The sequence below is a fragment of the Methanohalophilus sp. WG1-DM genome, assembly GCF_004104135.1.
Lineage (GTDB): Archaea > Halobacteriota > Methanosarcinia > Methanosarcinales > Methanosarcinaceae > Methanohalophilus > Methanohalophilus euhalobius.
In genome coordinates this window covers 53,664-79,971 of sequence record NZ_RRBA01000002.1, presented here as the reverse complement: position 1 = coordinate 79,971, position 26,308 = coordinate 53,664, and the positions used below count along the sequence as shown (strand labels likewise).

Annotated in this window: 27 protein-coding genes, 1 tRNA gene and 1 pseudogene; 18 read left to right on the top strand and 11 right to left on the bottom strand. The window is 40.2% G+C overall.

Features of this window, described 5'->3' with window-relative positions; translation table 11 throughout:
• Positions 1 to 105: 105 nt before the first annotated feature.
• The 7 genes from CI957_RS02305 (at position 106) to CI957_RS02275 (ending at position 5,119) form a co-directional block, all read left to right on the top strand.
• Entirely contained in the window at positions 106 to 711 is a 606-nt protein-coding gene (locus tag CI957_RS02305) for an METTL5 family protein (RefSeq protein ID WP_128754187.1), read from the top strand.
• Complete coding sequence (locus CI957_RS02300) at positions 708 to 1,484, top strand: exosome complex RNA-binding protein Csl4 (protein ID WP_128754140.1); 777 nt, start codon at positions 708 to 710, stop codon at positions 1,482 to 1,484. Before CI957_RS02305 ends, CI957_RS02300 begins: the two co-directional genes overlap by 4 nt.
• 24 nt (positions 1,485 to 1,508) lie before the next feature.
• The gene (locus CI957_RS02295) at positions 1,509 to 1,784 is read left to right on the top strand and encodes a DNA-directed RNA polymerase subunit L (RefSeq protein ID WP_096711985.1); all 276 of its coding nucleotides are present in this window, start codon (positions 1,509 to 1,511) and stop codon (positions 1,782 to 1,784) included.
• A 23-nt stretch (positions 1,785 to 1,807) separates the two neighbouring features.
• Entirely contained in the window at positions 1,808 to 2,968 is a 1,161-nt protein-coding gene (gene pscS, locus CI957_RS02290) for an O-phospho-L-seryl-tRNA:Cys-tRNA synthase (protein WP_128754139.1), read from the top strand.
• Between the two features lie 68 nt (positions 2,969 to 3,036).
• Positions 3,037 to 3,108, top strand: a tRNA-Gly gene (locus CI957_RS02285).
• Positions 3,109 to 3,439: 331 nt separating this feature from the next.
• The gene (locus CI957_RS02280; RefSeq protein ID WP_164909008.1) at positions 3,440 to 4,378 is read left to right on the top strand and encodes a TrkA family potassium uptake protein; all 939 of its coding nucleotides are present in this window, start codon (positions 3,440 to 3,442) and stop codon (positions 4,376 to 4,378) included.
• A gap of 114 nt (positions 4,379 to 4,492) precedes the next feature.
• Positions 4,493 to 5,119, top strand: a complete 627-nt coding sequence (locus CI957_RS02275; protein ID WP_123151385.1) for a diacylglycerol/polyprenol kinase family protein — start codon at positions 4,493 to 4,495, stop codon at positions 5,117 to 5,119.
• 2 nt (positions 5,120 to 5,121) lie between these two features.
• On the opposite strand, the gene CI957_RS02270 is transcribed toward CI957_RS02275, so the two are convergent.
• Entirely contained in the window at positions 5,122 to 6,078 is a 957-nt protein-coding gene (locus tag CI957_RS02270; RefSeq protein ID WP_096711989.1) for a calcium/sodium antiporter, read from the bottom strand.
• A 326-nt stretch (positions 6,079 to 6,404) separates the two neighbouring features.
• Here CI957_RS02270 and CI957_RS02265 point away from each other — a divergent pair, with 326 nt between their 5' ends.
• Positions 6,405 to 7,016, top strand: coding sequence for a peptidylprolyl isomerase (locus tag CI957_RS02265; protein ID WP_241645835.1), 612 nt, complete (start codon positions 6,405 to 6,407; stop codon positions 7,014 to 7,016).
• A gap of 125 nt (positions 7,017 to 7,141) precedes the next feature.
• Here the strand turns inward: CI957_RS02265 and CI957_RS02260 are convergent, their stop codons facing one another.
• Positions 7,142 to 8,305 (bottom strand): S1C family serine protease, encoded by a 1,164-nt coding sequence (locus CI957_RS02260; protein ID WP_096711991.1) that lies wholly within the window; start codon positions 8,303 to 8,305, stop codon positions 7,142 to 7,144.
• Positions 8,306 to 8,461: 156 nt separating this feature from the next.
• Positions 8,462 to 8,536 (bottom strand): annotated as a pseudogene (locus CI957_RS11200) (hypothetical protein); the annotation flags it as partial.
• A gap of 823 nt (positions 8,537 to 9,359) precedes the next feature.
• Between CI957_RS11200 and CI957_RS02255 the strand changes: the two are divergent.
• Genes CI957_RS02255 through CI957_RS02240 form a run of 4 tightly spaced genes read left to right on the top strand, consistent with a single transcriptional unit; the run spans position 9,360 to position 13,181 of the window.
• Positions 9,360 to 10,622: a rhodanese-like domain-containing protein gene (locus tag CI957_RS02255; protein WP_128754137.1), complete on the top strand. Its 1,263-nt coding sequence runs from the start codon at positions 9,360 to 9,362 to the stop codon at positions 10,620 to 10,622.
• Positions 10,619 to 11,581 carry an L-histidine N(alpha)-methyltransferase gene (egtD, locus tag CI957_RS02250; RefSeq protein WP_096711993.1) on the top strand — a complete coding sequence of 321 codons (963 nt, stop codon included), beginning with the start codon at positions 10,619 to 10,621 and terminating at the stop codon, positions 11,579 to 11,581. Before CI957_RS02255 ends, egtD begins: the two co-directional genes overlap by 4 nt.
• A complete protein-coding gene (locus tag CI957_RS02245) occupies positions 11,578 to 12,759 on the top strand; it encodes an aminotransferase class V-fold PLP-dependent enzyme (protein WP_128754136.1) in 1,182 nt (393 codons plus the stop codon). Before egtD ends, CI957_RS02245 begins: the two co-directional genes overlap by 4 nt.
• A complete protein-coding gene (locus CI957_RS02240) occupies positions 12,756 to 13,181 on the top strand; it encodes a SufE family protein (RefSeq protein WP_128754135.1) in 426 nt (141 codons plus the stop codon). Before CI957_RS02245 ends, CI957_RS02240 begins: the two co-directional genes overlap by 4 nt.
• A gap of 67 nt (positions 13,182 to 13,248) precedes the next feature.
• Here CI957_RS02240 and CI957_RS02235 read toward each other — a convergent pair whose 3' ends face one another.
• The 6 genes from CI957_RS02235 to CI957_RS02210 all read right to left on the bottom strand — a co-directional run bounded on the left by CI957_RS02235 (position 13,249) and on the right by CI957_RS02210 (position 19,116).
• Positions 13,249 to 13,935, bottom strand: a complete 687-nt coding sequence (locus CI957_RS02235; RefSeq protein ID WP_128754134.1) for an ABC transporter ATP-binding protein — start codon at positions 13,933 to 13,935, stop codon at positions 13,249 to 13,251.
• Positions 13,920 to 14,852 (bottom strand): ABC transporter ATP-binding protein, encoded by a 933-nt coding sequence (locus tag CI957_RS02230; RefSeq protein WP_241645825.1) that lies wholly within the window; start codon positions 14,850 to 14,852, stop codon positions 13,920 to 13,922. Before CI957_RS02230 ends, CI957_RS02235 begins: the two co-directional genes overlap by 16 nt.
• On the bottom strand, positions 14,849 to 15,739 hold the full coding sequence (locus tag CI957_RS02225) for an ABC transporter permease (protein WP_241645822.1): 891 nt from the start codon (positions 15,737 to 15,739) through the stop codon (positions 14,849 to 14,851). Before CI957_RS02225 ends, CI957_RS02230 begins: the two co-directional genes overlap by 4 nt.
• Before the next feature lie 5 nt (positions 15,740 to 15,744).
• The gene (locus tag CI957_RS02220; protein WP_128754133.1) at positions 15,745 to 16,689 is read right to left on the bottom strand and encodes an ABC transporter permease; all 945 of its coding nucleotides are present in this window, start codon (positions 16,687 to 16,689) and stop codon (positions 15,745 to 15,747) included.
• A gap of 65 nt (positions 16,690 to 16,754) precedes the next feature.
• Entirely contained in the window at positions 16,755 to 18,344 is a 1,590-nt protein-coding gene (locus CI957_RS02215) for an ABC transporter substrate-binding protein (RefSeq protein ID WP_164909007.1), read from the bottom strand.
• A 13-nt stretch (positions 18,345 to 18,357) separates the two neighbouring features.
• On the bottom strand, positions 18,358 to 19,116 hold the full coding sequence (locus CI957_RS02210; RefSeq protein ID WP_128754131.1) for a class I SAM-dependent methyltransferase: 759 nt from the start codon (positions 19,114 to 19,116) through the stop codon (positions 18,358 to 18,360).
• Between the two features lie 216 nt (positions 19,117 to 19,332).
• Here CI957_RS02210 and CI957_RS02205 point away from each other — a divergent pair, with 216 nt between their 5' ends.
• The 6 genes from CI957_RS02205 to comE all read left to right on the top strand — a co-directional run bounded on the left by CI957_RS02205 (position 19,333) and on the right by comE (position 22,643).
• Complete coding sequence (locus CI957_RS02205; protein WP_128754130.1) at positions 19,333 to 19,659, top strand: winged helix-turn-helix domain-containing protein; 327 nt, start codon at positions 19,333 to 19,335, stop codon at positions 19,657 to 19,659.
• 81 nt (positions 19,660 to 19,740) lie between these two features.
• Positions 19,741 to 19,947, top strand: a complete 207-nt coding sequence (locus tag CI957_RS02200) for a hypothetical protein (protein WP_072360651.1) — start codon at positions 19,741 to 19,743, stop codon at positions 19,945 to 19,947.
• Between the two features lie 27 nt (positions 19,948 to 19,974).
• Complete coding sequence (locus CI957_RS02195; RefSeq protein ID WP_105460305.1) at positions 19,975 to 20,214, top strand: cytochrome b5 domain-containing protein; 240 nt, start codon at positions 19,975 to 19,977, stop codon at positions 20,212 to 20,214.
• A gap of 109 nt (positions 20,215 to 20,323) precedes the next feature.
• A complete protein-coding gene (locus tag CI957_RS02190) occupies positions 20,324 to 21,565 on the top strand; it encodes a cysteate synthase (protein ID WP_096711998.1) in 1,242 nt (413 codons plus the stop codon).
• A 14-nt stretch (positions 21,566 to 21,579) separates the two neighbouring features.
• Positions 21,580 to 22,077 (top strand): sulfopyruvate decarboxylase subunit alpha, encoded by a 498-nt coding sequence (gene comD / locus CI957_RS02185; protein ID WP_096711999.1) that lies wholly within the window; start codon positions 21,580 to 21,582, stop codon positions 22,075 to 22,077.
• The gene (gene comE, locus CI957_RS02180; RefSeq protein WP_096712000.1) at positions 22,074 to 22,643 is read left to right on the top strand and encodes a sulfopyruvate decarboxylase subunit beta; all 570 of its coding nucleotides are present in this window, start codon (positions 22,074 to 22,076) and stop codon (positions 22,641 to 22,643) included. Before comD ends, comE begins: the two co-directional genes overlap by 4 nt.
• On the opposite strand, the gene CI957_RS02175 is transcribed toward comE, so the two are convergent.
• Positions 22,606 to 23,886 carry a methanogenesis marker 16 metalloprotein gene (locus CI957_RS02175; protein ID WP_128754129.1) on the bottom strand — a complete coding sequence of 427 codons (1,281 nt, stop codon included), beginning with the start codon at positions 23,884 to 23,886 and terminating at the stop codon, positions 22,606 to 22,608. The genes comE and CI957_RS02175 overlap by 38 nt on opposite strands.
• A gap of 1 nt (position 23,887) precedes the next feature.
• On the bottom strand, positions 23,888 to 25,912 hold the full coding sequence (locus CI957_RS02170) for a cation:proton antiporter (protein ID WP_128754128.1): 2,025 nt from the start codon (positions 25,910 to 25,912) through the stop codon (positions 23,888 to 23,890).
• Positions 25,913 to 26,308: the final 396 nt, after the last annotated feature.

The following is a 26,308-nucleotide window of genomic DNA, read 5'->3' as shown; positions in this document are numbered from 1 at the left end:
ATATTAACCACAATAACATAAATAGTTCACGTGATAAGTATGCAAAACAAAAGTAAGAAACATTCCTCTCCTACCTTACGGAAGGAGTCTCCTGTTTCAAAAGAGATGAAACAGCGAAAACTCGAGATGTTATTGCAAAAGGTCAGGGGGTTTGAGGATCCCGATCCTACACTGGAACAATATGCCACACCCGCACCTCTTGCTGCTGAATTATTACATTTCGCATACATGAAGGGAGATATTGAAGGTACGGTTTTTGATATGGGATGTGGCACCGGGATACTTGCAATCGGTGCCGCATTGCTGGGAGCCACAAAGGTTGTCGGATATGATAGTGACCCGGAAGCAATAAATGTTGCAAGAGAAAATGCCGTGTTGATGGATGTTGAAGTCGAATTTGTTAATTGCCCTATAGAAAAGGTAAATGGAAAAGCGAACACTGTTGTAATGAATCCCCCGTTTGGCGCCCAATGTAAGGGAAATGACAGACCTTTCCTCTCAGCTGCCCTAAATGCAGGGAATACTATCTATTCGATTCATAACAGCGGAAGTTTTAACTTTATAAGACAATACATAAAGCCATCAGTTGTTACCGAGTGGTATACTACATCTTTCCCGCTAAAAAGAACATTTAAATTCCATAAAAAAGATGTAGAACGAATTGAGGTAGAAATATACAGAATAAACTCCTTATCACATCATAATTATTGAAACCAAGAGGGATTATTATTAGGATACGCAACAAGAAGAAGGCGACAAGAAGGAAAATTAAAAGTTCTTCAAAGAAGGACGAGAAAGAAGAAAATCAAAATCCCAAAAACAATGGCCAGCAAAAAGAAAAGAGAGAGGCCAAGGGGAAGAATCCTGAGAACCTGAAAAAGGAGAAACCTCAAAAGCACCTCAAAGAAGAAGCTGAAAAACACATTGAAGAGCAGTTTGTGCTGCCCGGTGATGTTGTTGGTACTAACGAAGAGTTTGAAGCCGGGGAAGGGACCTATACATTAAGAGGAAACATATATTCGACCAGAACAGGAAATGTTGAGGTTGACAGGAAAAAGCGTAGTGTTTCCGTGCGGGCTACATCCGAACTTCCACCTGTAATAAAGAAAGATGATATTGTAGTCGGCAATGTGGTGAATGTACGTGATTCTATGGCACTTGTACAGATAGCGGCCATAAAAGGTCATGGAGAAAGGGAAGTCAACAATCCGGGAATTGCCGCCATCCACATATCAAATATCAAGGAAGATTATGTCAAAAACATAGCCAATGAGCTTGCTCTTATGGATGTTGTTAAGGCAAAGGTGATTGATACTGATAGCATGCGCCTGAGCATTGCCGCCAGGGAACTGGGTGTTATGTCCGCAATTTGTGGCAGATGTGGTGAACCCCTGGCTATTGAAGAGGGGAAACTGAAATGTCCCGCCTGTGGCAAGACTGAAAAGCGTAAACTTTCAGCTGATTATGGAACAGGAATTATCTAACACAACAGGGACAGGAGATTTATCATGGAACTGAAGATCATTGAGAAAAAGGATGATGAGATTAAAGTGGAAATAAAGGGAGAAAGCCACACCTTGCTGAACATGCTTAAGCATTTCCTGCTTGAAGATGAACATGTGGATATCGCAAGTTACGATATGCTTCACGTAAGTATCAGTGAACCTATCTTCTATGTCAGGACTGATGGCAAAGACCCTGTGCAGGCAATCAGGGATGCAGCGGTGAAACTCACTGCAGAATGCGATGAGTTCAGTGGTGTTTTCGAAAAAGCCCTTGCATAATCTGGCAGGAGACCTGAGCCAGTATGTCACTTGATGAAGATAAACTGAAAAAATTCGGGTTTATCGAAAGGGGGCCAAAGGATGCCATTAATATCGATCCCTTGCAAACCGGAGGTATCCTGACAGAGGATGCACGCAAAGCCCTGCTTGAATGGGGAGACGGTTATTCGATCTGTGATTTCTGTGGCGGAGTCCTGGACCTCATAAAGAAGCCTCCAGTGAATGAGTTTGTTCATGAAGCCCTTCCCGAGTTCATAGGTACTGATGAGGTCAGGCTCACACATGGCGCCCGGGAATCTAAGTTTGCGGTGATGCACTCAATAGGTAAACCCGGAGACACTGTAGTGCTTGACGGGCTGGCTCACTATTCCTCTTATGTTGCAGCCCAGAGGGCGGATCTGGAAATAGAGAAGGTGGAAAGTTGCGGCCACCCGGAATATTCTATTGATCCTGAAGACTACGGACAGGCTATCGAAAAGGTTACCAGCCAGAGTGGCAAACCCCCCGCACTGGCTCTGTTGACCTATCCTGACGGCAATTACGGTAATCTGGCCGATGCAAAGAAAGTAGCAGATATATGCCACGAGTATGATGTACCACTGCTTCTAAACTGCGCATATTCCGTGGGCAGGATGCCTATAGATGCAAAGAAACTGGGAGCCGATTTCATAGCCGCCAGTGGGCACAAGTCAATGGCATCATCCGGCCCAATTGGCCTGCTGGGTGTACAGGAGGAATACGCAGATACCGTTTTGAGGAAATCCCCCACCCATAAGAAAAAGGAAATCGAGCTATTGGGCTGTACCTCCAGGGGTGCCGGCCTGATGACAATGATTGCCTCATTCCCCCAGGTTGTGGAGCGTACCAAACACTGGGAGGAAGAAATTGCCAATGCCCGCTGGTTCTCGGAAAAAGTGGAAGAACTCGGGCTTATCCAGGTGGGACAGAAACCCCACAATCATGACCTGATGTTCTTTGAAACCCCGCCGTTCTATGAGATCTCCAAGACCGCCAAGAAAGGCAGGTATTTCCTGTACAAGGAACTCAAGAAGCGGAATATCCACGGTATCAAGGGGGGGCTCACCAAGTATTTCAAACTGAGTACCTATCAGGTTGGCAGGGACAATCTTTCCTATGTGGTTGACTCCTTTGAGGAGATCATCGACAAATACACTGAAGAATAAGGGGCAGAGGGCAATGCCTTCCCCCACGAAACTTTTATTAGCTATAGAATCCATTGAATCTTGATTGAGCGGCTGTGGTTTAGTGGCTATGACCTGAGCTTCCCAAGCTTAGAACCCGGGTTCGAATCCCGGCAGCCGCATTTTATTTTGGGGATATAGGTAGGAGTGAAAAAATGAATCATAAAATGGTTGCATATAAATAATATAGTGCAGAAAATTATTTTGAAAAGTAATGTTATAGATAGATTTGGTAAATAAATTCCAAAAAAACACAGGAATTGGGATGAAAAAAATAAGTGAAAGTTGTTATCTCATAATCTTGATAAGTATATTTCTATTTCAGTAATTATTCAAATGTGGTTTTCTACAGAGCCGGTTGCAGGATAATTTTTAAATAAATGCATGTGAATTTCAAATGTTAATATGGTACTCTGGCCGCTTAGGAAAATTAAGAAGTCCATCCTTGGATTAGTGAAGGGAAAAGAATACCGTGAACGGGAAGTTGCAGCTGTTTTTCTTGTAAGTGCTATAGCCCAGATTCTTATTCTCTATATGATAGACGGGAAAACCTTAAATGAGGCAATATACGGCACAGTTGCAACCCTGACGACCGTGGGATTTGGAGATGTGGCTCCCTCTTCTTCTCTTGCAAGATATCTTTATATCCCTTTTATGGTTACCGGGGTCCTGATGCTACCTACAGCAGCTGTATTGGTTTATGACATACATCGAAAGAAGGTGAGAGGATTGAGCCGATCAAAACAACAAAATCATGTGGTTGTGCTTGGAGATTCCAACGAGATCATAAAATCAATTGTAATGGAGATGGACAAGAAGTATGAAATCTGCCTTGTTTCAGAATTGTATGAAACAAATCCTTTCAAAGAAAGGGTTCACTTTGTAAAGGGAGACCCTCTGGAAAAAGAGGTGTTAAGGAATTCGAATATCGAAACTGCCAGTCATGCTATTATTGCAACTGAAAATGACAGTACAACCATCCTCGCCACAGCAATGGTTAGGGAATTAAACCCTGATGCAAACATCATTGCAACTATTGTGTCTGAAGAAAAAGTGGAGACTATAAAAACTATAGGTGCAAATCATGTTATCAATACCGATTCTGTAACCGGCCGGTTACTTGCATCAGGTGTCCATGAACCCAATGTCGTGGATCTGATATCAGATATAACCAGCTCCCTTGAAGGTCACGATGTTATAGAAGTTAACTTCCCTGCAGAATTGCACGGCAAAACAATTGAGGATGCAGTAATGCACCTGAGAGTAAATAGAGGAATGACACTTCTTGCTTTGAACAGGAATGGGAAAAACATGGTTAACCCCCCGCTTGAAAACATCATTGAAAAAGGGGATAAAATGGTTGTTCTGGCCAATTCAGGTAAGACTAACTAAGTCTTACCTGTCGGCTATTATGTAAATTGATATTTCGATTAATATTAAATTTCCATCAGCTTCAATATTATCTATTGGATTTAATATATACAATCAATGTTTGGAGAAGAAAACTTGAATCATGATCTAAAGGGTGACCTGGAACGTAAAGCCATACATGTACTCTCAGGTCTTCTGTATATCCCACTTATATACATTTCAGGTGATTTTGCACTTGAAATTTTAATACTGCTTACATTGTTATATGTTTTTGCAATACTAGTAGTTTTAATTCTTCGCAAAATGCATTACCAACCCGTTTGTGAAATGACAGAACGTTGGAGTCGTCGACATGAGAATTACATTCCTTTAAAACCAACACTTTTATTGCACATTGGTATTAGCATATCGCTGTTACTTTTTCCAACCTCTATCCTCTATGCTTCAATCGCGATAACTGCCCTGGGAGATGGGATTGCAACGATTTCTGGAAAAATGATCGGTAAAAATAAACTGCCCTATTCCAAAAGGAAATCATTTGAAGGAACAATTGTAGGAGCATTAGCTGCTTTTTCAGGAGCAGTATTTTTTGTTTCATCTCTGCAGGCACTTGTAGCAAGTACAGGAAGTATGCTGCTGGAAAGCATAATCGGGAGAGACATGAAGACTAATTCTTCTATGAGGCAAGTACTCAACCTTTTGGAAAATGACAATCTTATACTACCTATCTTTTCAGGTTATTTGATGATGTTAGTAGGATGAATTTAACCCCTTTGTATAATAAAAAGGACGTATCCTATATACATCGTCACAAAGATTATTGCTTCCCATCTTTCTAAGCTGTGTTTTTTTCCTGTAAACATGAATAAAAAACACAAAAACGTTGCTATGGCCAGGATACTTAGATCTGTGTTGACACCTGTGGGCACCATCAAAGGAGAAATCGTTGAAGAAATTCCCATTACAAGGAAGATGTTGAAAATATTCGAACCTATTATATTTCCCATGGATATGTCCATTTCCTTTTTAATAGCAGCAGAAACCGAAGTTACCAATTCTGGTAATGACGTCCCTGCTGCTATTATTGTTGAAGATATAAGAAAATCACTAATCCCCATATCTCTTGCAATAGAAACTGCACCATCCACAGTCATTCTTCCACCTATGATCAATGAAGTCAATCCACCTATAAGCATGAGTGAAATATTCATCCCCGAATATTTTTCGACTTTGTTGGAAGGACTGACTTTATTGTTTTTTATGGATTCAAATATGTAATACACGAAAATTAAAAAGAAAAAAAGCAATATGAGTCCATCCACTCTAGTAAGGACATTTATTGAATCATCAGCTAAAGCAATTTTGTTTGATAAGACCACCAAAACAAGGACAGCAAGCATTGAGAGAGGAATTTCTTTCCAAACAGTTGAACTTTGTACAGATAAAGGCGCTATTACCCCCGCAAGACCTAATATTAGAAGAGTATTGATAAGGTTACTCCCTATAATATTTCCAAATGCCATTCCGCTGTTTTCCTGAAAGGAAGCCATAATGTTTACAATAAGTTCTGGTGCAGATGTTCCGAATGCGACAACTGTAAGACCGATTACCAATGAAGATATACCAAGCCGTTTGGCAAGGGCAGACGCCCCTTCAACAAACCAGTTACCTCCCATATATAGAAAGACGATTCCAAGAATAATAAGCAGGTAACTTATCATGGTTCTTCTCCAATGTCAGTTTATACAGCATCATTGAGTTACTATATGTATAACCCCATTTTGATGCCATTCATTCCATTTAAATATGATTAATACACAACTGTTTTTATAGTAAAAAAGTTCCTTGATTTTGTTTGTACTGATCTTTTATCATTGTCATGGGTTTATATGTATATAAGAATCATGGATTATTTTCTAGAAATTAGTATAATGTTTCTATATGTTATATTTCAAAAAAGTTGTAATATTTTAGAAAAATTAACTGCTCTTTTAGATTATGGCAATTACCAAAAAAAATATTAGTTTGGGATTCATTGGCGGCCATGATGATACGAAAAAATCTGCTCATAACCTTGGCATTGCTTGGAAGTATTGTCCTTTTTAGCGGTTGTGCCGAAATAAGCAATCTTTCGACAGAGAAATCTGTTGAAAAAGGCGATATTATTACAATGAATTATACTTTGATGGATGAAAATGGTAATATTATTGAAACATCCATTGAAGAAATTGCTGTAAAAAATAATATAACTCCACCGGCATCTCCACTTGAATTTAAAGTTGGCTCAGAAAAAATGCTTTCTGGTATCAATGAGGGGGTTATAGGTATGGTTGAAGGAGAGGAAAAGATCTTGAACCTTTCAGCAAAGGAAGCTTTTGGACCCTATAAGAATAATCTTGTACAGGCTGTCACGATTGACAAGTACCAAAATGTGACCGGTACAAATACAACCCCTTCAGAAGGTAAAAAACTGAAAACACAGATGGGTATCATTACAATAAAGGACGTAAATAGTACTCATGTTGTATTGGATGCCAATTCTCCACTTGCAGGTGAAAATGTAGTTTTTGATATAACAGTGGAATCCATTGAAAAAGCGAATACTACCTCTACTAGCTTTGAGAATTCTACTGGAGATGGTAATGCTTCTAAGAATTAAAAACCTACGTTATTTTGAAGGAAATTATATCTGCTACAATCAAAGTTAACAATTTCCTCTCAATTATATTTTTTAAATAAAAATATAAAATAAAAAGTAAAAACATTCTGTTTTTAAAATATAAATCAATTTGGTCTAGTTCCCAGTTTCACCTCCGTTGTCATCTTTTCTCCGTTTCTATAGTAATCAACCTCTATAGTCTCTGATGGCCTTTTTTTGTCGATATAGGTAATTATTTGATCACTTTCATACATCTTTTTATCATCGATTGCAACTATGATGTCACCATTGACAAAAGCCATTTGATCATCGATTTCTATACTTTTAGCACCTTTCAACCCGGCATCATAGGCCGGTCCATCCTCAATGACGGCAGCGATCATAACACCTCTTGCAGCTTCATCATTGAGATTCATAAAATCTGCCATTTTAGAACTTACAGGAAGCATCTGCACCCCCAGCCATGAATGTTCATATTCACCTTTTTCAATTATAGCATTCGCAACTCTTTGGACTTTATTGGAAGGGATAGCAAACCCAAGATTATCCCCGCTCTTTGCTCTATTTACACCAACTACCTGACCTGAAAGGTCAACTAAAGGGCCTCCAGAATTTCCTGGATTTAAAGGGGCATCTGTCTGTATCATGTTTGGGATTGAAAATCCATTGGAAGTAGACATTGTTCTTCCTGTGGCACTAATTATACCATGAGTTACACTACCTTCAAGTCCATGTGGTGTGCCTATAGCCATAGCTATTTGTCCGGGCTTTATTTCGGATGAATTAGCCATTGGAAGTGGGTGAGCTGTGAAATTTTTATTAGAAGGATCTTCTTTTACCTTCAAAACTGCAATATCAGAATATTTATCGGTCCCAATAATCTTGGCTTTTCTTACGATATCGTTGCTGAAATATACTTCTACTGAATCAGCATTATCCACAACATGCTGATTTGTAATTATGTGTCCTTTTTCATCGTAAACAAATCCCGATCCTCCACTTTTAAATTGATTTCCGTTTATTTCTCCCTGTACTTTTACAGAAACCACAGAGTCAATAATTTGTTGATATAATATTTTATATGTTTCACTTGAATTTTTATTGGAACTTGTTGCATATGTTACATTGTCTATACTATTTTCTCCGGCAAAATCAACAGTACTGCCTCCCTGATAAAAAAATGTCATCAAACCTACTCCAAGCACAAATCCTATCAGGAGAAATAGTACTGCTGCTAGTGGCAGCATTTTTCCTGCTTTCCCTCTGAATAAAGATATTGGCTTTCTCATAATAGTCCCCACTGAAGGCGATATTAATATTTTTTACGGCCAATTGCAGAATCCTTGTTATAATCTTCTTTTTCAATTACCAGACTTTCTTTTTGTTTTCCTGTAAATCTCTAATAAGCATATCAGTATTATGCTTGATGGTATCCATCAGTAATGTCAATACCTCATCGCCACTATCTGTATGTTCACCATACTTTTGGCAGTTAATGTCATGCCGCATTTGCTGCAGAACCCAGCAGTTGGGCCGGTGGTGGTGTCACAGAGGGGTACATTTTATAAGAATTAGTCTCTGTTTCTCATTCTCTTCATTCTCTTTCATCTCCCTTGCGATTCCAAATTCGGAGATTATGTTTAGTTTTTTGCTCACGTCCACATTTTCTGTGTAAGTTCCAGGATAAACATTGGTCGTATTGCTATAATTTGCTGCGTTTATGGCATCATGTATCGTGATGTAAGTAGTTGATCCTTGAACAGATCCAGTTGGCCATCAAGTAGGTCAAGACCATTGCAGTCAACATTGGAATATCAAAATCCCAGGGGAATGACATACAACCAATTGTGTGATCTTAAGGCCATGGGATATATCGAAGAAAAAGATGAGTATTCGATAACAGAGGCAGGAAAGATTGCTGTAATCTGATTTTTTCAGCTATTAAATCGTGAATTTGTGTAAAGTCCATTTATAGCATAGGGGATGTTTAATTACCTAAAAATTAGAAAATAAAGTTATTTATATAATTTTAGCAAAAACTCAAATTTAATATCTTTATTTTCCAGTTTATCTTAAATAGATTTCAATTAATTTTAACCATGACACCTTTTCAATATGATAAGCTAGATGCATAATTAATATAACTGATTTTTTTAAACTGAATCATATAAAGTTTATTAATTTTTAGAAGTTGTGGTTTTCTAGCCTACCTATAATTCCGCATATTATTTTGTAATTGTTAGATCATAAAATACACCTAGATGATACCAGAAAATCTTGTAAAAGACGATTTTTTCAAATTGAATCCCCATAATATATAAAGATTTAAACCAATTATACAGTATGAGGAAAATTACAACTAAACAGTTAGCAGAAGACTTGGACTACTATAAGGTAATTGATATAAGATCCATTGACGCCTATAATGGATGGAAAGAAGGGGCAGAGGCAAGAGGCGGACACATAAAGGGCGCAAAGTCACTGCCCTATAAATGGCTACACTATATTGACTGGATAGAGATAGTCAGAGTTAAAGGAATCCTGCCAGAGGATTCTCTGGTAATTTATGGGTATGACAGCCAGAGAGTAGAAGAAGTAGCAAAACAGTTTGAAAGGGCCGGATACTCCGACGTAACTGTTTTCAACGATTTTTATGAATGGGCAGAAAAAGATTTGCCCATGGAGCATCTTGAAAGATATAAGCATCTGGTTTCAGCGGATTGGCTTAACCAATTGATCACAACAAATAATGCTCCCAAATACAATAATAATAAATTCGTGATATGTCATTCTCATTACAGGAACCCTTCGGATTATGATGAAGGCCATATTCCCGGAGCAATCCCAATTGATACAAACTCCCTTGAGTCTCCAGAGACATGGAATCGCCGCTCACCTGAGGAATTAAAGAATGCACTGGAAGAGGCAGGCATAGCACATGACACAACAGTCATACTTTATGGAAAATTCTCTTCACCAAATAATGATGATCCGTTCCCGGGAAGCAGCGCAGGCCATCTCGGTGCAATGAGATGTGCTTTCATCATGCTTTATGCAGGTGTGAAAGATGTGCGCATACTCAATGGCGGTCTTCAGTCATGGCTGGATTCTGATTATGAAATAACTACAGTTCCTTCTAAAAATGAGAAAGTATCGTTTGGAGTTGACATACCGCAAAAGCCGGAAATTGCTGTTGATCTTGAAGAAGCAAAAGAGATTCTCGCATCCCCTGATAAAAACCTGGTGAGTGTCAGAAGCTGGAGAGAATATATAGGGGAAGTAAGTGGTTATAATTATATTGAAAAGAAGGGGAGGATTCCGGGAACGGTATTCGGTGACTGTGGAACAGATGCCTACCACATGGAAAACTACAGGAATCTGGACCATACCATGCGTGAATACCAGGAAGTTGCAGCTAAGTGGAAGAAGATCGGAGTCACCCCCGACAAGCGCAATGCATTCTACTGTGGAACTGGCTGGAGGGGCAGTGAAGCCTTCCTTAATGCCTGGCTCATGGGCTGGAATAAAGCAGCTGTCTATGACGGCGGATGGTTTGAATGGAGCAATAATAACCTTCCTTTTGAAACCGGGGTCCCTGAAAAATGATCATAGACGATTTTATGCCCAAAGTTGGAGAAAGTTCCATCCGCGAAGAGCTCATCAATTGCCTGAGGGGAAATCCAAAAACACTTCCTTCTATGTATTTTTACGACCATCATGGGTCTGAGTTATTTGAAACAATCACCAAACTGGACGAATATTATCCTCCAAAGGTCGAGGTCCCATTGCTCAGGTCAACTGCTCAAAAATTGAAACATGAATTGGAAAACTGCGATCTTGTAGAGCTTGGAAGCGGGGACTGTTCAAAGATTTCTGTATTTCTTGATGAAATACCAGAAGAGATTCGCCGGACTATAGTATATTACCCGGTTGATGTATGCAAACAAGCTATAGAGAAATCTGCCTGTAATCTTCAGGACAGGTATCCTGAAATGAATATCCATGGGATTACTGCCGACTTCCTTGGGCATATTGAAAAAATCCCTGCAAAAAGGAGACGGTTCTTCTGTTTCTTCGGAAGCACAATCGGTAATCTTACTGAAGAACAAGCAATGAAATTCATGACAGACCTTGGCAAAGTCATGAATAATAACGACAGGCTTCTTCTGGGAGTGGATATGGTAAAAGATATTGACATCATCGAAAAAGCCTATAATGACAGCCAGGGGATTACTGCAAAATTCAATAAGAACATACTGAATGTTGCAAATGATCACCTTATGACTAATTTCGATCCGGAGGAATTTGAGCATGTTGCATTCTTCAATAAAAAATATTCCCGAATCGAGATGCACCTGAAGGCAAAGAAAGACCTGGAAGTAACAAGCCCCTTCTTAAAAAATCAGATAGTATTCAATAAAGGCGAGACCATTCACACAGAGAACTCCCATAAATATACTGTTGACGGTATCAATAAAATGGCAAATGCTGCAGGACTTTCTGTGGAAAGCATCTTTAACGATGATAAGAAATGGTTCTCCCTTGTTGAAATGGTGAAACAATGACAGGTTTTGCAAAAGATTTCCCAATACTTGATAAAGAAGTCTATGGAAAACAATTGGTTTATCTTGATAACGCAGCAACAACCCAGAAACCAAACTCTGTGATTGATACCATATCTGATTTTTATAAGACAGATTACAGTAATATCCATAGGGGAGTGCATTACCTGAGTGAAAGGTCCAGTGAGAAGTATGAAGAAGCAAGGAAAAAGGTAAGTGACTTCATAGGTGCTCGCAACCCCGGTGAAGTGACATTTACTGCCGGGACTACCGATGCTATAAATCAGGTCGCACGTTCGCTTGAACCTTCCTTAAAGGGAAATGAAGTCCTGGTAACAGGTGTGGAACACCACTCAAATATCGTTCCCTGGCAGATGGCAGGAGCAAAACTAAGGGCAATTCAGATGGATGAGGATTGCAATTTGCTGTTGGACTCTATAGATATCACAAAGGAGACAAAATTGATTGCTATAAGTCATGTCTCAAATGTTCTTGGTTCTGTAAACGATATCAAGAAGATAACTGAAATTGCAAAGGATCATGATGTCCCGGTTCTGGTGGATGCAGCCCAGTCAATACAGCATTTACCCCTTGACGTAAAAAATATCGGTTGTGACTTTTTGGCTGCTTCGGGTCACAAGATGTATGCAGATACCGGGGTGGGAATGCTTTATACAAGCGATCGCTTCAGTGATCTCATGCCGGCAAAAGGCGGAGGAGGTATGGTTGATAAAGTAAGTCTCGAAAAAACAACATACCAAGAGCCTCCTTTAAGATATGAAGCAGGCACACCGCACATTGCAGGAGCAATAAGCATGGGTGCAGCAATTGATTACATGCAAAAAATAGGCCTGGATAAAATAGAAAAGCATGAGAGTGACGTTTATTCTTACGCAAGAGACAGACTGCTGGAGATGGATAATGTGACTGTTTACGGAAATACTGACCGGATGTGCGGGTCAATCTCCTTTAATCTGGATCAGGTTCACCATTATGATGCAGGTCTGATAATGGATAAAATGGGAGTAGCTGTGAGAACAGGGCATCATTGTGCCCAGCCATTGATGAGATCCTTCGCAATAGAAGGCACAGTACGAGCAAGTTTTGCATTGTATAATACAAAAGAAGATGTGGACAGGCTTATTGAAGGGATTGAAAAAGTAGAGATGATGTACACGTGACAGATGCTATCCAGGATGAAATAATAAGGGAATTTGATGGCCTTGAATGGCTTGACAGGTATGACCTCCTTATCACTTCGGCCAAAAAACTTGAACCCATGGATGAAGATTCCAGGACCGACGAAAATTCAATCAGCGGATGCCAATCCAGAGTTTGGATTCAAAGTTATAAGAGAGATGGCAAACTGAACTTTAATCTCGATAGTGATGCCATGATAACCAAAGGGATCATGGCCCTTTTACTCAGGGTCGTAAACAATCGGCATCCTCAGGAGATTGCAGATATGGACCTTTATTTTATTGAAAAAATTGGGTTGAAATCTAATCTCTCACCCGCAAGATCAGACGGGCTGCAGGCAATCATCAAGAGGATAAAAGAAATCGCTGAAAATGAGGCTCTGCAGGATACTGTTTTAAGATAAATAATCCAGACAGTATTCCCAAACTTAGAAACCGGATTCGAATCCCAGCAGATATACCTTCATTTTTTCAGGCATTCTCAACTCCAGATATTCTGCCGTTTTTCAGAAAGGCAATCCTATGACATACTTTTCTCAAGACGTCGATGTCATGAGAAATCAACAGATATGAAACACCTTTTTCCTGCTGAATTTTCTCCATAATCCTTAATACCTGTGCCTGTACAGAAACATCCAACATTGATGTCGGTTCATCAGCTACAATGAATTCTGGATTTATAGAAAGAATACGTGCAAGAACGATCCTCTGTATCTCTCCTCCACTAAGATGAGCAGGATAGCGAGCAAGATGTTCCCGCCTCAAACCTACAAGATTTATTAGCTCTTCAACCTTATTTTCAAGAGAATATCCGTCATCCCAACCATGTATTTTCAAAGGCTCCACAAGACTATCAAATGCCTTCATCCTCGGATTAAGAGAAACCTCAGGATGCTGAAAAATCATCTGGATTTGCGGACGTACTTTTTTCTTTTCCCGACGATTCATCGCCCGTAAATCATTCCCTTTGAAAAAAATACTTCCTGAATCAGGTTTTTCCAAACCTACAATGCATCTGCCTACAGTAGTTTTGCCAGATCCACTGTTTCCGAAAAGTCCAAGAGTTTCTCCTTTTTCTACGTCAATATCAATACCATTAAGCACCTTGTTGTCTTCGAAGGTTTTGACAAGATTTTTTATTCTCAGTAGAGGTGGCATCGAACAATTACTCCTTTATTACTTTTTGTGACGGGCCTCTCGCTGCCACATTTATCAGAGCGTAGATTACATCTCGTATAAAAAAGACATCCTTCTGGCAAATTAATCCTGCTGGGAGTATGTCCATTTAAGGGGATAAGACCATTACGCGGAAGTGCATTCAAGAGGGCTTTTGTATAAGGATGAGAAGGATTTTTCAATACATTTGTTACCGCCCCAATCTCTACGATTTGTCCTGCATACATTACTGCAACCCTATCACATATTTCCAGTGCAAAATCTAGGTCATGAGTTATTACAAGCATAGAGTTTCCATGTTCCCGCTTCATATGCCTGAATAAATCTAGAGTGCCTTTTTTTGAAAATGAATCAAGACCTTTTGTTGGCTCATCTGCTACAAGAAGACTGGGTTTATAGGAAAGGCACATTGCTGCAAGAAGCCTCTGTTTCATTCCTCCTGAAAGTTCATGTGGATAATTTTCAAGAATGTGAGCTGGTTCTTTCATCAGAAGGTTTTTCAGCATCCCCAATACACTCTTTATACCTTCTTTTTTATTAACCCCCATAACTTCAAAGACCTCGGCGACCTGTAGTTTATTTTTGAGCAAGGGATTCAGGGAGCCGGCAGGATTCTGGGGAATTAAAGATATTTCTCTGCCCCTTATTTGCCTCATCTTCTTATTATCGATTGACAATAGATCTTCAGATTCAAAAAATATCTTGCCACTAACAACAGCATTTGAAGGAAGTAACCGAAGAATAGCCTGTGTGATAACAGATTTTCCTGAACCACTTTCACCGATAATACCAAAAGTTTCTCCTTTATTCATTTCAAAAGAAATATCATTGACAGCTTTTACAGAACCATTTTCAGTTAAAAAATCCACGCAAACAGAACTTACATTTAAGTAACTCACAAATATTCACCACCTGTATCATTAGGATCCAAAATATCCCTTAACCCTTCACCAATTATACTGAAGATTATAACGACCATTGTAATTGCCATACCCGGAAAGATTGTCTGATAAGGAGAAGTGCGCATGAATTCCTTCCCTGCACTCAACATTGCGCCCCATTCAGGTATATCTGAAGGTAATCCAATCCCCAAGAAATTAAGAGCAGCAATCGAAAGAATGACATGCCCGATGTCTATGGTCGCCAGAACAATTACAGTAGCAACAGAGTTGGGAATAAGATGCTTTCGCATTATATGGAAATTACCGGCACCAATTATTTTTGCAGATAGAACGTATTCGTTTTCCTTTATAGACAATACCTGCCCACGCATCAAACGGGCATATTTGGCCCAATGGACTATGGATAGTGCAAGAATTAAGTTTATAACACCACTTCCCAGAAAACCCATTATGGTTAATGCAAAAACAATACCAGGGAAAGATAGGAATATATCTATAATTCGGGAAAATGTTTCATCAATAATACCACCATAATAACCGGAAATACAACCAATAAATATGCCTACAAAGAGTGATATTGCTGAAACTCCGGCTGCAATTGAAAGAGATGTGGTCGTTCCTGCGGCTAGCCTGTTGAGAATGTCTCGACCCAGATAATCAGTCCCCAGAGGATTCTCTGCAGAGGGAGCAAGGTTTTTGTTTGTAAGATCAATAGTGTTTGGATCAGAAAAGTCCAGTAGTGGATAAGAAATTGCAACCACAAATAGTAAAGCAAGTAACAAAATTGATATGGTGATATCTTTCCGGTTGAGTATTTTTCCAGCTATACCATCCTTTTTTAATGAAAAGACAGAACTTTTATTTTGCAAACATGTAATTTCCAATCCTATCACCCGTACCTGATTCTTGGGTCTAAATAGATATACACAAGGTCGACTATGAAATTGACAATCAAGAAAAGAAAGACGATTACAATAATACAGGCTTGTACAACATACAGGTCACGGGCAAATATGGAATTCACGAGCAAACTCCCGATACCTGGCCATGCAAATACCGTTTCTATTATAACCGATCCTCCAAGCATGGCCCCCATCTGAAAACCGAGCACTGTTACTACAGGTAGCATGGCATTTTTAAGAGCATGCCTGCTTATGATTCTGTTGACTGGTAACCCCTTTGCGGTTGCAAACTTTATGTAATCCTGTCCAAGAGTTTCAAGCATACTGGTTCTTGTTATCCTCATTATAGAAGCCAGTGAGTGGATTGAAAGAGCAAATGCAGGTAATACCAGATTTTCTATACTCCCATACCCCGCAACAGGCACCATTTTCAGATATACAGAAAATATAAGAATTAAAACAAGGGCTACCCAGAATCCGGGCATCGAAACACCAAAAAGAGTAAGAAAACGCAGTAGATGGTCTGCAGTCTTGTTTTCCTTGAGTGCAGCATATATCCCAAGTGAAACCCCACCTACAACAGCAATGAACATACTCGATAATGCAAGAATAATGGTTGCAGGAAGCCTTAGTAACAAGAGGTCCAGGACAGGTTTATGGTAAACAAATGACATACCCAAATCACCTTCAAAAATTCCTCTCTTTAACCAGTCAATAAACTGGATATATAGGGGGTCATTAAGATTGTATCTAGCCGAAACCTGCACCATTTGTTCCTGAGTGGCCGATTCTTCAAGCCCGATGAAAGTATGTTTCAAAATCATCTCAGATGTCCCACCAGGAATCACATTCATCAAGAAGAATGTCAATGCAAAAACTGCAAAAAGAGTGATTGCCGTAAAGATCATTCTTTTAAAAATATACCTGTACATTTTTTAACATCCAATGTGTATAAAAAAAGAAGGGAGAAACTTTAAACTTCTCCAAGGGAAGACTTTCACTTTTCTATGTACATGCCAGCATTGACCCTGTAATCATGGGCAGTAGGATCGAAGACATAATTTTTGACAGAATCCTTTTTAACTATAGCACAACCATAGTAGGCAATCAGGATTTTTGGCTGTTCTTCATACACAATTTCCTCAACTTGATTGAATTTCTCATATCTTTTGTCAAGGTCTCGTATGTATTTTGCTTCCTCAACCAAAGAATCGACTTCTGCATTTGAATAGCCCGGCGTGTTGTCAGGACCGTCAGTGGTGTACCAGTTGTTCAAAACATAGAAAGGATCCGGCACCATGGCGATGTTATAGGCTGCCAGAACAAGATCCCAGTTGCCACTTTCCCTCTTATCAGATATTGCACCCCACTCGAGCACTTGAGGAGAAACAGATATTCCAATATCTTTAAGCTGGGCAGCGATTGTTTCGGACATTGGAGGAAGACCAGGCCTTGCAGCATATGTTAAAAGTTCAAACTCAAGGGATTTACCATCCTTATCACGGATACCATCACCATCAGTATCAGTCCATCCAGCCTGAGAAAGTAATTCTTCGGCCTTGTCAATATCCTGTTCGTAGGGTTTTAAATCTTTGTTAGCCCAAGTCATCGAAGGAAGGAACGGACCGGCTGCAGGCGAGCCTACATTATAAAGGACATGTTCTACAATATCATCCCTGTTTATCGCATATGATATGGCTTTTCTAACCCTTTCATCAGACAAAGCCTCATCTTCAAGATTTGTATCCATCGTGTAAACACGGGGTGTGGAATATTTTTCCACATTTATACCCTCAATAGCATCAATGCGATCAGTTTCACTATAGGGTACATCAACAGTGAAATCAAGTTCCCCATTTTCGATTGCCATAGCTCTTGTATTTGGATCGGGCATACCTTTTAGCACCATTTTATCAAGACCCACGGAGCCCCCCCACCAATTTTTATTCTTTACAACTGTAAGTACACGTGTTTGTTCATTGAAAGATTCAAAAGAATAAGGACCGGTTCCTACAGGTTTGACAAAATTACCATTCTCATCCAGGGAACTCTCACTGATTATGGAAGTATCAGGATAGTGCATAACACCAGCAAGGATCGGATTTGTCTCTGTTGTTTTTATTTCAAGAGTATGATCGTCGATTACCTTTATTGAATCAATTGCTGACATAGATTTTACCCTTGGATTCTCATTCATTGTCCTTTCCAGAGAAAATTTCACATCTTCAGCAGTCATCATTGATCCGTCATGGAACTTAACATCTTGCCTGAGATCAAATCTCCATGTCAAATTGTCTACCTGCTTCCATGTAATAGCAAGTCCCGGTTCCAATGAAAAATCAGGATTTGCTGCTACGAGAGTTTCAGTTACAGCCGCTTTTTCGCAGATTACAGTACCTGCAGATGCAGGATCAATATTTTCAATATCCCACATCTCCCCCAATACAAGAGTCTGTTCTGAAGAAGATTCGCCTGTATTATTGTTATCACTATCTATAGACTGGCTACTGTCTGTACATCCTGACATCAGGACCGGAACAGCAAGTATCGACATTACTAACAAAATTGAAAGAATTTTATTTTTCATTTTTTTCACCTGTTCATTTCTTGCCGTAAAGTAAATAATATGCATAATTGTAGCGAAGTCGCTTCCTGAAAGGCATGTATTTTTTCTGTACCCGCCTAATATATCCCAGATCCAGATGATCTATGTCTTTAAAACCAGCTTTTTCCATGTAACCATGTGCCCTTTTAAGAGGAGTACCTCCCATATTTGGCAGTTGAGATTGTAATCTGCCGGAATAGAAACCAGACCAAGGATTTCTTTTTTCCACCAAAAGGGTCAGTATATCACTTGTGAAATTACGAATTCTTGTATTGATAGAACCATCATTCCAGATTCCATCAATTACGAATACTTTCCCATCCTTACCTAGAACACGTTTCCAATTTGAAAGGGCGGTATCCGGGTTAGGTAGGGTCCACAAGAGATGACGATTAAAGACAACATCAAATGTATCATCATTGAAGGGAGGATTTTCCGCATCACCTGTTTCAAAGGATATTTCAAATTTTTTCACTCGGGCCTTTGAACGAGCTCTTTCTAACATATTCTGAGATAGGTCGATACCAGTTACATTATGTCCCATTTCAGCAATCAAAAAGCAAAGGTCCCCAGTACCACAACCGACATCCAGTACCTTCAGGGATTCTTTTTCTGGTAGTACTTTTATGAATGCCTGTTTCCATGCTTCACGTTCTTCCTCTGTTTTTATAAAATGACCATGCTGGTCATCATAAGTAGATGCAGCCATATCCCATTTGGATGTAATTTCTGTTTTTAGATCGTTGTTATTCATACTATTTGGATAAAATAATGAAACTAATATTAATAATTAACTGATTTGTAACACTTAAACATAAATACATATATTTTTGTATTACTAAAAATGTAATTTAATTTTATACATATTATCAGATGCTATAGTTAATAAAATAAGTAGCAATAACACAGCCAACAAGAATATAAATGATTAATCGTTATAAACATCTGCGAATAATCAGAGGTTAAAACAATGGAAGATGACTATGATGAACTCGACGATGTGATTATGCAGAAACCATCAAAAGGTGAATCTGTCAAAAAAGAGCATGACATGTTGAATAAGGCTGCATCCCATCCATTAAGAAGGGAAATAGTCAAAACAATAGGAGCTTTTGGGATCAACAAAGAAGAACTATCCGCAAATATCGACGAAGAGCCTTCTGTACTGAAATACCACATCGATTTCCTGCTCAACGGGGAACTGGTCAGGATTGAAAATGATGAATACAGGCTGACAGACAAGGGCATTGAGTTACTTTCCGACTGCCAGTCCGGTAAATCAAATCCTAAATGTTAAAATTGGTTTGTAAACTTTCCAGATATAAATCTCCACAAACCTCTTTAACTTTAAAACCAATTGGAATTATGGAGGAGTTTTATGAGTTGTGCTATTTGCGGAGCAGAAGCAGACAGTGAATACTGCAAGAAATGTGAGAAAATCCTGGATGAAATTATTCACCGTGTCGGTGAAAAACGCTGGAGTGCAATGGATGATTGCAGCTACATTTACCCTATGATCAAAAGAGCTGCAAAGGGGGAGCTATCGGTCAACGATATAATTAATGCAATGGAAGTAGAAGACTAACCTCAATAAAGGGGGTAGTGAGATTTCATGAGAGAATTTACACCGGATGGTCTGGCCAAATACAATGGGAAAGACAGGGATGAAATCTATGTTGCCTATAATGGCAAGGTCTATGATGTAACAAACAGTGAGTTATGGATGGCCGGGGATCATCAGGGCATGCATGAAGGTGGTATCGACCTTACAGAAGAAATGGAAGAGGCGCCTCATGAGGAAGACGTATTCAATGAATTCGAAATAGTCGGCATATTTGTGAATAACCATTGAAAGTACATAGGGGATGTTTTACCAAAAGAATCCCTTTCTTTTTTCCTTAAAAGAAATTCGTGCTGGCTGAAAGGATAAGATATATAAGACCACCAGCAAACTCCATTATATGGACAAATACAGACTCATCTGCCCAAAATGTGGCAAAACTTATGGCAAATATGACATGCTATGCCCCCTTGATGGCTCCCTTTTAAGAACTGAATATTCAAAAAAGCAGTTCGAATCCTGTGACCTTCCCGGAATATGGAAATTCTACAATTGGTTGCCTGTGGAAGGCGTAATCAAAAAAGGTAGCAGCAAAACAAGAACCTACAAAAGTGAGAAACTTGCTGATAAACTCGGCCTTGAGAACCTTTTCATAAGCTTTAACGGTTACTGGCCTGAAAAAGAAGCCTATATGAGAACCTGCAGTTTCAAGGACCTGGAAGCATATCCCACTATGCAGAGGGTAAGCGAGCAGAAAAAAGAAAGGATACTGGTAGTTGCCTCCGCTGGCAACACTGCCCGGGCCTTTGCACATGTATCTTCTATTACCGGACTTCCTCTGCTTCTGGTAGTACCTGAAAATGCCTTGGAAAAACTCTGGATTCCTGCAAAATCCACATCTTCCATCTGTGTTGCAGTGGTAAAAGGGGATTATTATGACGCTATCTCCATTGCCGCACAAATCACCGATAGGGAAAAATTCATGCCGGAAGGCGGTGCCAGGAACGTAGCACGCCGTGATGGCATGGGAACAGTAATGCTGGATGCAACACTGACCATGAAACATCTGCCGGACCACTATTTCCAGGCAGTGGGCAGTGGAACCGGCGGGATTGCTGCCTGGGAAGCAGCTATGCGCCTGAAAAAGGACGGCAGATATGGAGATAAATTGCCACAGTTACATCTTGCCCAGAACTTCCCCTGTGCTCCATTGATACAGTTACATGAGGGGGTTGCTGTGGATCCGAAATGTCCAGAAGGAATGTACGACACCGTGTTGTTTAACCGCAAACCTCCGTATGCGGTGGGCGGGGGAGTGAGAGATGCCCTTGAAGCCACAGGAGGGGACCTTTACGGGATTACCAATGAAGAGGCCGAAGAAGCCAGGTTGCTATTTGAAGAACTTGAAGGTATCGACATTATGTACTCAGCAGCTGTGGCCACAGCCGCACTGATAAAAGCTGTCAGGAATACAAAGGTATCAAGATCAGAACTCATAATGCTCAATATCACCGGCGGAGGAGTTAAAAGAGCTTTAAAAGAACTTGCCACAATCAGGCTTGAGCCTGATCTCGTAGTATCCCCTGAAGACAGTGAAGCGCCCGCTAAAATCATACAAAAAGCTGAAGACAAATTCGAATAAAGGAATGGGGCTACATGGACCCGTCCGAGGAAGTATTCAAGGGTATAAAGGAATCAGGTATTGATTTTGTTGTCAGCGTACCGTGTGCCAACCTCCAGAAACTCATTCCCATGGTCGACAGTGATCCGGACATAATCCACGTTCCCGCCACCCGGGAGGAGGAAGGCATAGGAATCTGCGCCGGGGCCTATATGGGAGGGAAAAAACCGGCCATAATGATGCAAAATTCCGGAATGGGAAATTCCATCAATGCCCTGGCATCTCTCAATCGCCTATACAACATCCCTTTACTGATAATTATAAGTCACAGGGGAATTGAAGGAGAGCCCATCTGCGCCCAGGTACCAATGGGTGAAAAAACACCTCACCTACTCGAAGTCCTGGATATACCTGCATACAAACCACATCTTGTACAGGCCAAAAAAACCATCGAAAAAGCCACTAAAAAAGCATTTGAAGAAGGAAAGCAAGCAGCTATCCTATTGAGTATAGGTTTCTGGAGGGAATCATGATACGCTACGGTGCACTTGAGATTCTTGCTGAAAAAGAGGGAGATAAAGATACTCTGATCATTGCAAATATCGGATTCCCCTCAAAAGAATTATACGAAATATGTGACAGAAAGGCAAATTTCTACATGCTTGGTTCAATGGGCCTTTCTTCTTCCATCGGGCTTGGGCTGGCCCTGGCAAGACCGGACAGGAAAGTTCTCGCAATTGATGGTGATGGGTCGGTCCTGATGAATATGGGAAGCCTGGCAACAATAGCCAACCAGCATCCGGATAATTATCTCCTTGTAATCATCGATAACGGTGCATATGGCTCTACGGGCAATCAAATAACTGCGACAGCAGGATTGACAGACCTCAAAGAAGTTGCTTTGGGAGCCGGCGTACAAAATGTTGCCATGGTGTCCGATAAGTCAGACCTTAAAGAGAAACTGGATACAATGGATAGTGGTGTCCTGGTAGTAAAGACCGAACCCGGCAACAAGAAGGTGCCTGTTATCCACCTCTGTCCTGCAGATATAATTAAGCGGTTTATGGAGATATCCTCTCCACCATCCCATTCAAGATGAATGTACCGTCCTTTATACTGTCCCTTAATTTTTCAGCCATTATGAGTGCACGTTTGCGATCTGACTGGCGCACAACAATAGGGACATCCATATTTTTCCCTTCATAATCGAATTTAAGACTGCCCAGGTCTGCCCTGAAAACATCGCTACATAGAGTGGAGCAGAGACCGCAGTTAAAGCATGTGTGCCTGTTCAGTACTACTTTGTCCCCGTTGAAATAGATTGATTCCATAGGACATTTTTTCATGGGTTCACATACATCACATCCACGACATTTGCCGGGATTGAAAGCTACCTCAAGATCTACATCTTTCCATGCATCTGCATAACTTGTTATTGCAACCTTTACCCTGCGATCAGCATCCATCACAGGAAGCGGGATTTTACCATCTGTTTGCCTTATAGCATCGAATACTGAATCATCAACTACAGGCACTGCAACTGCCCAGGAAACAATGCATTCCGGACCTGCAGACGTAGCAAAACCTCCCATATAATCAGCCTCCATGGAATGCATATCCGCAGTTGCTATCAGATTGGGTTTTTCCGGGCTGCTACGCGTTCCTGAACCCAGGATGAAACCTTCCGCACCATTGAGAAGAATGCGACTTCCCACGCCGATACCATGGAGCTGTGGGTCGTTCTTTACAGGGTTTATTTGCCCACACCCCGACAGGGTGGCTTCGGTGGCATCTGGTGCAAAAGTGGTTGCATGGAAAATAGTGGAAACAGTAGACGGAGAAAAATTCACAAAGGCACTGTAATTCTTAAATGCATGACGCGTTGCAAACAGCCGGGCGTATGGCATATCTTCAATGGATACTGTATCTGAATATTTCTTCCCTTCATCGGTAACTACATCGACATCCACAGGATTACCTTCCACAATATCCCGGAAAAGGTGGCCTCCTCCGTAATTTTCCCTATCATGGCTGTGTGCAGTACCAAAAACCATCAAGTCCAGGATACCCAGCCTTTCATTGGGACATGGACCCACATGGGAATCCACTCCATTTATGGTTACAGCTGATGCGCGGGTGAATTTTTCCCCGGTTTTTACCGGAAATGAGAGGACTGCATAAGTTCCACTCATTATCGCTCTGGTGGCAGCAGTCACCACATCAACATCCCCAAAACCAACATCATCCCCTGCATCAATTATATCACAAACTTCCTGAGAGGTGAGAACTGTTGCTTCTTTACGGTTAATTTTCTCAAGAATAGGCCCTACTTCCCGCTCCATATTATTCCTCAGTATCTTTTGTGTTTTTTTCACTTAGATCCGTGAAAAAGTCTCCTATTTCTTTCATATCTTCATGACTTCCCAGTAACACAAGAATATCCCCTTCCAGAATACGTATATCCCCTCCGGGATTTGTGATAATTTCCACCCCTCTCCTAATTGCCAGGACTGTAATTCCGAATCGTTGTCTGAGGGAAAGGTCTTCAAGGGTCATCCCTACCACATCAGCCCTCTGTGGCACACGGAGAGAGACTATATTCACATCCGGGATGTCAAACTGCATTTTCTCATAACTTAAGGGGTTATGCGAAATACTGCGAAACATGTCATATCCATCAGCTCTGACATCTTCTATAAATTTTTTTATCTGGTCCTCCGGAACAAGGTAACGTCTGAGCAGGCGGACAAATATTTCCACAGAAGTTTCAAATTCTTCCGGTATAACCTCATTAGCCCCCTGTTCATAGAGTGGACCCATCTCCTGTAAATAACGTGTTCGTGCAATGATATGAATGTTGGGGTTCATTTTCCTTGCAAGCCAGATTACTCTGCGGGTTGCCGTTGCATCGGAGATACCAACAATCATTATTTTTGCCGAATCAATATCAGCCTTTTCGAGTACACCTTCCTGGGTCGCATCCCCATAAAAAATATTTTCTCCTTTTGAAATACCTTCTCTTACACTTTCTGGATTGGTTTCAATAACCAGATAAGGAATACCCGCTGCCTTTGCAGCTTTTGCCACTGTTTTACCATTAAAACCAAAACCTACGATGATAAGATGGGAAGACATTTTTTCCTTTTTATCGTACATCTTTGTGACATCTTTACGGGCAAAACCGTACTTGAGCTGATGTGGTATAGGTAGTTTGAGAATATTGGCAGCCACAGAAGGAGAATAGGAAATGGAAAAGGAAGTAGCTGCCATTGTGAGAATGGAAATATCCAGAAACATTTGGTATAGGTAGTTGTCCAGGAGACCATACTCAACCCCGAAATTTGAAAGGACGAAAGAGAATTCACCCACCTGAGCAAGTGCCATACCGGTTAGAATGGAATTGCGAAGGGGATATCCCAGAACAATAGAAACAAAACCACTGACAATTCCCTTGAATAACATAACCCCAATAGTTACAAGTAATATAAGTAAGGAGTTTTCCAGGAAAAATTGTACATTAAGCAGCATTCCTATTGATACGAAAAAAATACTCAAAAAAACATCCTTAAAGGGCAGAATATTGTTCAGTGCCTGATGACTGTATTCAGATTCAGATATCACAAGGCCTGCAAGGAAAGCCCCCAATGCCAGGGACAGTCCCGCCCTGTAAGTAAGCATGGCAATAGATAGACATATGACAATCACAGACAGTAAGAACATTTCAGGATTACGGGTTTTGATAATGTGATGTAGGATATGGGGGATCAGCCATCTGGCAAAAAACATAATGAATATAATAATTGCCAGAGATTTCAGAAGAATCATAATAATTGAGTTTGCATCATTTCCACCAACCCCTGCCAAAAACGGAGTTGCCACAATCATTGCCACTACAATGACATCCTGGAACAATAATATAGAAAGGATTGTGCGACCGTGCAAGCTATGCAATTCGGCTCTTTTTTGGAGTGTCTTGAGCACAATTGCTGTACTGCTTAGAGATATCAAAAAGCCCAGGAAAAGGGATTCACTGAAACCAAAACCAAGATATGTAGCTGCAAAAAGAGTTCCAAGGGTTGTAAAAAGAACCTGAAGTCCTCCTCCAAGTATCACAGAACGCTTCATATTCCAGAGTTCTTTTAAAGATAATTCCATTCCGATGGTAAACAGCAAAAGAATAATGCCTATCTCAGAAAGGATATTGATATCATCAGGATTATTTATGAATCCCAGCCCATCAGGACCCACCAGAATACCAGTTACCAGAAACCCGACTATAATAGAAATATGAAGTTTGTTACATATATAAAGCACAAAAATAGATATTCCAAAAACAATGATAATATCATTAAGTATAGCCAATTCCATAAAAATGAATTATGAAAAGATATCTAATAAAGATATTCATTTCAGAGATTTCTAAAACTGGAAGCAAGCCCATTCTAAATACTAGAAATACAGTGGTTTTGCAGGACAAAATCCTTATGTGGCCGATGCCAAACAATCTATAGAGGATTCTGATCAACGTTCCTCTTCCAGAACTTCTATAAAATTTGTTCTTATTATCACTCTACTAGCCTGTTTCCCGGACAATTATTCTGAAATATCTGCTTATTTTTAGATAGCTTCCGCCCTCAGTCCACCACCTTTTTTCTTTTTAACATCCTCATTTGATGCAAATTGAAACAAAACGCCGTCACCATCATCGCATTAATTCACAGATTTAATGGGAGTTCCAAATTTTCAATCTGAAACAAAACACAT